At 38.9% G+C, this 8,376-nt stretch carries 9 protein-coding genes, 1 tRNA gene and 1 pseudogene; all 11 read right to left on the bottom strand.

The window, feature by feature from the left end; all coding sequences use genetic code 11:
• Positions 1–839 (bottom strand): copper ion binding protein (locus E7Z78_RS08660; protein WP_303724768.1); only part of this gene is annotated, 839 nt, incomplete at its 3' end.
• Positions 840–988: 149 nt separating this feature from the next.
• Entirely contained in the window at positions 989–1,780 is a 792-nt protein-coding gene (locus E7Z78_RS08655; protein ID WP_303724767.1) for a nitroreductase family protein, read from the bottom strand.
• A complete protein-coding gene (locus tag E7Z78_RS08650) occupies positions 1,777–2,982 on the bottom strand; it encodes an amidohydrolase family protein (RefSeq protein ID WP_303724766.1) in 1,206 nt (401 codons plus the stop codon). The genes E7Z78_RS08655 and E7Z78_RS08650 overlap by 4 nt, the downstream gene beginning before the upstream one ends.
• Before the next feature lie 7 nt (positions 2,983–2,989).
• The gene (locus E7Z78_RS08645) at positions 2,990–3,379 is read right to left on the bottom strand and encodes a DUF126 domain-containing protein (RefSeq protein WP_303724765.1); all 390 of its coding nucleotides are present in this window, start codon (positions 3,377–3,379) and stop codon (positions 2,990–2,992) included.
• A gap of 14 nt (positions 3,380–3,393) precedes the next feature.
• The gene (locus E7Z78_RS08640; RefSeq protein WP_303724764.1) at positions 3,394–4,086 is read right to left on the bottom strand and encodes a zinc ribbon domain-containing protein; all 693 of its coding nucleotides are present in this window, start codon (positions 4,084–4,086) and stop codon (positions 3,394–3,396) included.
• A gap of 8 nt (positions 4,087–4,094) precedes the next feature.
• Positions 4,095–5,351: a tRNA pseudouridine(13) synthase TruD gene (gene truD, locus E7Z78_RS08635; RefSeq protein WP_303724763.1), complete on the bottom strand. Its 1,257-nt coding sequence runs from the start codon at positions 5,349–5,351 to the stop codon at positions 4,095–4,097.
• A 20-nt stretch (positions 5,352–5,371) separates the two neighbouring features.
• Positions 5,372–5,445 (bottom strand) — tRNA-Arg (locus E7Z78_RS08630).
• 51 nt (positions 5,446–5,496) lie between these two features.
• A complete protein-coding gene (locus tag E7Z78_RS08625) occupies positions 5,497–5,934 on the bottom strand; it encodes a hypothetical protein (protein WP_303724762.1) in 438 nt (145 codons plus the stop codon).
• 86 nt (positions 5,935–6,020) lie between these two features.
• The gene (locus E7Z78_RS08620; protein WP_303724761.1) at positions 6,021–7,385 is read right to left on the bottom strand and encodes an AIR synthase-related protein; all 1,365 of its coding nucleotides are present in this window, start codon (positions 7,383–7,385) and stop codon (positions 6,021–6,023) included.
• A 2-nt stretch (positions 7,386–7,387) separates the two neighbouring features.
• Entirely contained in the window at positions 7,388–7,984 is a 597-nt protein-coding gene (gene hisH / locus E7Z78_RS08615; protein ID WP_303724760.1) for an imidazole glycerol phosphate synthase subunit HisH, read from the bottom strand.
• Positions 7,981–8,376: pseudogene (locus E7Z78_RS08610) on the bottom strand (Ni-sirohydrochlorin a,c-diamide reductive cyclase catalytic subunit); the annotation flags it as partial. The gene hisH and the pseudogene E7Z78_RS08610, both read right to left, overlap by 4 nt.

The raw sequence follows: 8,376 nt of genomic DNA, 5'->3' as shown, positions 1-8,376 counted from the left end.
ATCATCAAGAATGACGGAAGCATGACTGCGGAATCATAGAACATGAAAGTGTGGTCAAGCACTATGCCGAATGTTCCGAAAATACTTGAAACGTATGCGACAAGAATACCCATTGAGTACATTACATCCATGTTGAGGTTTTTATGCATTAAACCGTTGATTCCTGCTTTTAAAATAGGTAATGAAACGTATAAGAATGGTGCGATACTTACAATCAGTGAAAGAAGACCCATTGAAGATATATGCAATCCTGTCGCCTGATGGATGCTGTGGGTGATTCCCATTAGAGGATCCCATCCGCTGAACATTAAAATCATTAGAATAGCTGAAAAAATCAAACCGACAATGATTCTGTTGCGTTTTTCCTTAAGGTCCTGCTGGTAGATTGCCTCCTCGTCAATTTCAGTTTGGCCTTCAACTCCTAAAAGCTCAAAGCCTAAAGAAACAATCACTTCCTCTATCTCATCCAATGTCACTTTTGATGAATCATACCTTATTTTTGCATTCTGTGCTGTCAAATCAGCCTTTACATCAAAAATGCCGTCCAATCTTATTAAGAAATTCTCGACATTCATTGTGCATGATGCACAGTGCATGCCCTGAATCCTTATTGTCATCTCATCTGAATGCAGTTCAAAACCTAGGTTTTTAACTAGCTTTTCCATTTCCTCATAAGAAATCTTTTTAGTATCAACTGTAATGTGCAATTTATTTGAAGCAAGGTCTGCATCCACTTCCTCAACACCTTCAATTTTGCCGAAGGTTTTATTGACACTTAAAACACATGAAGCGCAATGCATTCCTTCAATTGGTAAATCCATATGCTTATGCTTTACCATCTTATCACTACCTTTCGTATTATATAAAACTAATTTATCACTTATATATTATAAAGTTTAGGTTACACTAAACTTACTTTAAAGGCGTGAAAAATATATTATCTATTGAAAAAAAATCTATTGTAAAAAAATAGAAAGTGAAAAATTTTCTACAAATAATCCACTTTAATTTCCTTATGAGGAATTGTTCGCCTAAATTTCTTTTTAGGATAACCTATTATGAAAGCTGAATACATATGCTTATTCTTATCAACATTTGGGAAAAATTCCATCAACTTTTCATGGTCGATTTCATCAGCCTTAAGAATAAATAACGAATAGAATCCGCCAAGGCCCAATGAATATGCAAGCAGTTCAAGGCGTGTGTTTGCTATCACCGCACTGGTCTTGTCAGTTGAAAATGTCAAGATCAACTGTTGGCCAGTCCACAGCAATGGGTGATATTTCTTGGTGGAACTGTCACGGACATAGTCCCCGAATTCCTTAATCCTGAAAAACTCATCCTCCTCCACCTTAATAATGTTGTAAACATGTTTCATGAAGTCGTTGAGCTTCTTGTCAAGGACTACAAACTCAACATCCTGCTCGTTTTGGGCAGATGGAGAATAATATGCTCCTTCAAACAATTTATTGAAAGTGTATTTGTCAATCTTTTTCTTTTTAAACCAACGAATAGACCTTCTCTGCTTTAAAAACTGCAACATGTCACCATATTCAATTGGAAGTTCCTTAGGATTGTAATCCTCAATCCTATCCTCATGCCCCTTGAATATCTTGAGGGTCACTGCTCCTGTAGGGCATATTGCCATGCAGTGACCGCATTCAAAGCAGTTGCTACCGGTTTCCACGGCAACTTCATCAATTTCAATATTATCTCTAATGCAAACGGATTTGCATTGTCCACAAGCGATGCATTCCTCTGCATCAATCATAAGTTTCATTTTACCACTAAACCATCCTGAATAACTTTTAATATATTTGAATTATCGCTTAAAACACTTATGTCATCTAATGGGTTGGAATTGACGAGAGTCAAATCAGCAACATAATTTTCCTTTACAAGTCCTAAATTGTCAAATCCTAAAAATTCTGCTGCCCTGACTGTTCCTGATGCGATAGCTTCTTCCTCACTCATTCCGATATCTGTCAAATGAATGAGTTCCTCGAGATTGTGTCCGTGAGGAATGACACCGCTGTCAGTTCCCATCAGTATGTTAACTCCTTCCTCATAAGCTACTTGGATGTTTTCCTTGTGAACCTTGACTATTTCCTTTAGTTTTTCTGTTTTTTCTTCTGCGTAATTATCCCAAGCCGGAAAACCGTTTTCATAGAGGTACTGATGAACCAATAATGTTGGAACCAGACTAACATTATTTTCAACCATTCTTTTAGAGGTTTTCCTGTCGATGAATGTTCCATGCTCTATTGATGAAAATCCTGCATCAATACAGTTGTTCATGCCTTTTAAACTATGGCAGTGAGCTGAAACCTTCATGTCATTAGCTTTTGCTTCACATACTATTGTTTTAAGTTCTTTCTTATTGAATTGTGCAAATTCAGGTGAGGAGTTTGTTGTCAACACTCCGCCACTGCACATTACCTTTATAAAATCAGCACCAGCCCTTTTCACTTCACGGGTCTTTTTAAGAACCTCTTCAACTCCATCGCATCTTCCCTTTGGAAAGCCCGGATAGATTATCTCCATATCCCATCCTGAAGGCAGTAACAAGTCAAAGTGCCCTCCAGTCATTACCAATGGAGTTATTGACAAGTGTATTTTTGGGGCGGTGAATAATTTGCGTTGTTGTGCCAATTTAAAGCTTAAATCAGCTGATCCGCAATCCCTAATTGTTGTGACACCTGCATTGATTGTCTGCAATGAGTGAGGAACCGCATTGTAGAAATGAAGTCCCAGAGGATTTGCCATGTTCTCTTCCTTATGGAATCCCTTTGCAAAGATATGAGTGTGACAGTCAATGAATCCGGAAAGCAGGTAATTGTCTTCACCGTCAATGACATTATTCGCCTTAATATTGTCTGATGAGATTTCCTTAATCAAATTATCTTCGATTAAAACATTTTGATTTGTTTTGACTTCTTCAAATGGATTTACGATGTTAACGTTTTCAATTAGAGTTTGCATATTACCACTACAATATTTCTATTGTTCCATTGGTTCCGTCAACTTCAACTAAGGTTCCGTTTTTCAAGTCCTTAATCTCGGATGGGGAATCAACCAATGGAATGTCGGACATTATCGCTCCGGTTGCAATAATCGGTTCGGCGCTTAAGCATATGATAGCTGCCGGAGCAGTGTTGTTTTTCATCATTTGGAAAATCACATAGGACCCAACGGTTGAACCTTTTCCACCAGGGATGAATAATACCTTATCCTTAATGATTTCCCCTTTAAGTTCATGGTTTGGATCGATTATCTCACCGGTTTCAGGGTTTACCCCACCTAAAAAGCTGATAGGTTCGGATGAGACTATCAATTCTCCTTTTCCTTTTCCTTTTGCAATATTTCTACATTCAATCATAAGCATCACTTTATCTAGAATAATTTATCTTCAACATAGTCTCCTCTGTTAATGGCCTCTGTTGACTTAATGCTGTCAATTAAAGCCCAAAGCCATACGACAATGACTAAAATTATTCCAATCAATAACATTATAAGAATTGCTGATACGATATAAGCAATAATAAATGAAATTCCCTTTTTGGTCAATCCAATATACAAGTGACCTAATCCTGGGAATAGGAAGCTTAAAATAGCTGACAAGACTACGCTTTTCTCTTCTGATGAGCGGATGTTTGCAACCCTTACTCCACAGTGAGGACATATTTCAGCATTGATGTTAATCTTTTTGCCGCAGGATTGACAGAACTTGGTCTGTGGCTCTTCTTCCTGAATCAATCTGTAACCACATTTTGGACAGAATGCTGTTTCAACACTGACCTCATTTCCGCAATTTGAGCAGAATTTAGTTTGTTTAGATGAAGTATTGACTTCAACCTCTTCAGCGGGTTCTTCAACTGTTTCCTCTTCAACAACTTCAATCACTTTAGCTGAATCATCAGCTGTTTTTTCCTCTTCGACACCAACGTCAATTACTTCTTCTGTAGTATCAACGACAGCGTCGTTTTCAACAACTTCAACCTCTTCAACTTCTGGAAGTTTAGCTCCGCAATTCCTGCAGAACTTTGCATTTGGAACTTCTTTTCCACAATCTGGACATGTAACCATATTATCACCTATATAACATCTACTTTCATGATTTCTCTTAAAACTGCAGTAGCATAAGAACCTTTATTTATTGAAAATTCACATAAGACTCCTTCATCCGTTGGTGTTGCGGATGCATCCCACACTTGGAATCTCATTGACCTTCTGAGTCCGTGGCTTCCCAAACGTGGCATTTTCGGAACTTCAAAATCGCTTTTCTCCAAATTATAATTTTTAAGCACATTCTCTTCCATAATGCCCACTTCACCACCGGCATATGGAACTTTTGTACCGTACAATGGGCATGTAGGATTGGCTTCAAAGCTGTCCATCATTTCCTGATATTCTTCAGGGGTTTTATCGTAGACAATATGCTCCTCGTTGTCGATTATGATGTCTCCTTCAATGTATTTGTCAATTCCCATTGCAACACGATTGCTTACAGCCTCATTGAATAAGTATGATTGATATGCATGTACGAACATCCTTTGAAGTGGTTTTGGAAGTGCATACAATGCATTTTTGTATGACTTGTCAGTCAATTCTCCTTTTTTGGAATCCTTAATAAGTTCGCGAATCATCATCTTCTCGTATCTCATTCCCTTGCCCATCAAGTTTAATGATTCTTCAAGGTTTCCGTCATCATAAGCCTGTCTTGCCTTTTGATTTTCCTCATGCTCCTCTTCTGATGGGTTGCCTATGTATCTTGCAACAGCCTTTTCAAGGTCGTTTTCAATCAATGCCTCTCCGACCAGATGAGTATTGGTTCTTGGCTTTCCGAATCTCTGCCATCCAAAGTAGTTTGGAACACCTGTTACCTGCAGTTCCTTTAAAACCTCATTTGCAGTGTCAGCTGATGATTCCACATCATCAATATCCCTGATTAGGATTCTGAATTTATTTCCTTTAAGCTGACCCATTCTAAGTTTCTTGCGGCCTCTTACAACCTTTAAAAAATCAGTCTTATAAATGTCAAGGTCCTTAACCTGCTGCATCTGCTCTTCTGAATCCATATTTGCAATGCAGATCCACTGACGGGTTAAAGCCTTCTTATCCTTCATTCCTGCAAAGCCCATTCTCTTTCTTGAGATGTGCAGGTCCCTTGAAATGTCTAAAACAACATCAAGTGTGGTTCTTCCAAGCTTTTCAATCCAGACATAGATGTTTGGGCCTTCCCCTGATGGGATGATTTCAGGTATTTCTTCAACGTAAAAATCTTCATATTGGTTTCTAATGGTTCCACCAATACCCTTTTGAGAAGTTACATAAGTATTAGCATTTAACATAATATCACGGAAATTATAAATGCCCTGGCCGGGATTTGAACCCGGGGAATGGGATCCGCAGTCCCATGTGTTATCCAAACTACACCACCAGGGCTAAACAAAATAAGATAACAATTAATTATATGATTTTTATAGTATTTAATAATTACCATGTTGACAACGTGAAAGAATACTCCCCATAGGTTCTTGTTGCAACTGAAATATTTTCTGCATTATCCCAATCCCCCCTAGATGCCAAAACCACATTATTTAAGACATTGGTCTCGACTAACCTGTAATTTTCAAGATCATATGAGTCCAGCTTGGATTTTGAAATCTTAGAAACTTCCCTGATTGATTCCTTTGAATTTTCACCTTCACTTAAAATGGCTGAAATTTCACTTATGAAACTTTCATCCTCAAAATCAACCTTGCCGCTCAACAGTTCCATAATATCCTGAGCCGTTTTGATGTCTCTTGTTTCATATGAATAATCATGTGTCGGCATTGTTATTGTGGCATTGATTACTAAAAACACGATTAAAAGTAAAATAACTGCTAAAATTGCATCAATTATATAAAATGAACCCTTATTGTCTAACATGAAATTAAATTGGATGTTAAATTTTATAAAAAATAGTAAAGTGCAAAAGTGTGATTTTGTGCAAAATCACACCCTAAACTTAAATTTTAATTGCCACGAATATGTTTAATAACATTATCTTTTTTAGCAATAGCTGCATCTGAAGCTTTTTGAACTTTTTCTTTCATTTCTTCAAAGTCTTCAGGAGTTGTTTCACCAACTAACTTTTTGATTTTAGTGTAAGCAGCTTCCCTGAATAATGGAACCAGTTTTTCATCTGAACCATCTTCCTTGATGAGTATCGGTTCACCTGAATTGTTGACCTCACCAATTTCAGAGATTGCAACATCATATTTGCCAACTGCTTTTTTAACCTCCTCTGCAACTTCCGGAGGCACAATTAACATCAATGAATCTGTAGACACTCCTAGTGGATCAATGTTTAAGGTTTCAAGCATGTTCAATACATTTGGAGCAACCATTTTTCTAATGTTTTCCTCATAAAATTCCAAACCGACACCAGTGGTGTTTGAAATCTCATGTGCATCGCCCCTGAGTCCGCCGTTTGTCACATCAGTCATTGCATGAACTTCCTTTACAAGGTCTGATTCAAACAGCGCATGTGATGCCTGAACAAAGTTAACGTTCATTGTATCCCACACGACATCAAAGAAACCGTTATATAATGCTGTTGTGGTTATTGTTCCTCCACCGGAACCTTCTGTTAGAAGAATCACATCACCTTCGGTTGCTCCTTTTCTTGCTGTTGGAGGATATGGTGATACCCCTACACTTCCAACTGCTGAAACGAACCTGTCACCTAGAACCATGTCTCCGCCGACACGCAATGTGCTTCCTGCAACTATTGGAACATCAACGAGTTCGGATACTGCTGCAACACCAGCTGTGAAGTCGAATATCTTTGCGACATCCCCGTCATCGGCCAGGTGTACATCGCTTAAGATTGCTACCGGGTCTGCTCCCATTACGCAGACATCCCTTAAAGTAGCTCTTGTTACATGAAAACCTCCGAGGAAAGGATATTCACTTAATCTTGAATGGATTCCATCCACTGCAGTGGTAATGTAAACCTCATCATTGGCAACCGGTGCCTTCACCACTCCTCCGTCATCCTGTTCGGATGGGTTGACCAGTGATGCTGTGTTGGTTGATGATACGATTTCAGCGATTTTCCTGTGGACGAAAAAGTCACCTGCTCCACGAGATCCAACTCCCATCTCGCCCATAAGCACATCTGCCTTGTTTACATTGGCGATTTCCTTTAGGAACTCATCATCGCTTTCCTGCAGTTTTAAGGTGGTTGCCACCTCATCAATAACTGCCTTTGCCATTTCAACTGAATTATCTTCTGAAATTTTCTTATACTCTCTTATGCGTACCGCTAAAATATCCGCCAAGTCATCATATGAGTAATCGTCAATTCTAGCCCTTACAAATCCTTCTATATCCATGTTTATATCTCCAAGTTAGTGAAATTCTTTAGGATTTTCAATCCTGCCTTACTGCTTTTTTCTGGATGAAACTGTGTTGAGAAAAGGTTGTTTTGTGATAGGCTTGCCACAACCTCCACTCCATAATCGCATGTGCCTGCAATTATGTCTTTCTCATCAGGTATTACATGATAAGAGTGAACAAAATAGAAATATTCACCGTCGATTCCTTCAAGAATCGGTGAATTATTGCATACGTTTAGTTTATTCCATCCCATGTGAGGAATCTTTACGCCTTCAGGCAATTTTTCAACATGCCCCTTGAAGAGGTTAAGTCCCTCTACTCCAGGTGACTCTTCGCTTGAGCCCATCAATACCTGTTGGCCAAGGCAAATTCCTAAAAATGGCTTGTCATCATTCACATGCTCATAAATAACATCCTTGAATGGTTTGAGGTTTTCCATTGCGCTTCCAAATGCTCCAACACCTGGAAGGACAAGATAGTCACTGTCTGCAATTATCTGCTTGTCATCGGTAATCTGATAGTCCACACCAATCTTTTTAAATCCGTTTGATATGCTTTTCAGGTTTCCGCTCTTATAATCAATTATTGTTATCATTCTTCCAACCACCCGATAGCTGCCCTTATCATTCCACCAAAGTCTGAAAATACGATTTCATCTACTCCAAGTGTTTTTGAGTGGGCATCAAGTTCCGCCACAACATGAGTGTAGCCCAAATTCCTGAGAGGCTCAACGAGACGTGGTCCGTCGGTTACTGCAACGGATTCCACATCAAAGTCCTCGATTGGGAATGCATGTGGAACACCGAACACTACAATCAAGTCCAAATCCTTATCCTTCAAGTATTCTGCAGCATTGTCTGCTGTGATTGGGTACTCATCAAGACCCCCTGTGATGAAATCAGGCTCTATGCCTAACTGTTGCTTGATGTTGACCGCATGCTGCCTGATTCTTGGAAGGCCAATGTTTTCGTCCAAGTTGGCCACAAA

It is taken from the genome of Methanobrevibacter thaueri, assembly GCF_015062915.1.
GTDB classification, from domain to species: Archaea; Methanobacteriota; Methanobacteria; order Methanobacteriales; family Methanobacteriaceae; genus Methanocatella; species Methanocatella thaueri_B.
The sequence above is the reverse complement of the archived record's forward strand: the minus strand, read 5'-3'. Positions and strand labels throughout refer to the sequence as shown.

What these genes read in the sequence shown, in the direction of transcription:
- E7Z78_RS08655 (WP_303724767.1), bottom strand. Translation starts at nt 1,780, where the DNA reads ATGAAACTTATGATTGATGCAGAGGAATGCATCGCTTGTGGACAATGC.
- E7Z78_RS08650 (WP_303724766.1), bottom strand. Translation starts at nt 2,982, where the DNA reads ATGCAAACTCTAATTGAAAACGTTAACATCGTAAATCCATTTGAAGAA.
- E7Z78_RS08645 (WP_303724765.1), bottom strand. Translation starts at nt 3,379, where the DNA reads ATGATTGAATGTAGAAATATTGCAAAAGGAAAAGGAAAAGGAGAATTG.
- E7Z78_RS08640 (WP_303724764.1), bottom strand. Translation starts at nt 4,086, where the DNA reads ATGGTTACATGTCCAGATTGTGGAAAAGAAGTTCCAAATGCAAAGTTC.
- truD (WP_303724763.1), bottom strand. Translation starts at nt 5,351, where the DNA reads ATGTTAAATGCTAATACTTATGTAACTTCTCAAAAGGGTATTGGTGGA.
- E7Z78_RS08625 (WP_303724762.1), bottom strand. Translation starts at nt 5,934, where the DNA reads ATGTTAGACAATAAGGGTTCATTTTATATAATTGATGCAATTTTAGCA.
- E7Z78_RS08620 (WP_303724761.1), bottom strand. Translation starts at nt 7,385, where the DNA reads ATGGATATAGAAGGATTTGTAAGGGCTAGAATTGACGATTACTCATAT.
- hisH (WP_303724760.1), bottom strand. Translation starts at nt 7,984, where the DNA reads ATGATAACAATAATTGATTATAAGAGCGGAAACCTGAAAAGCATATCA.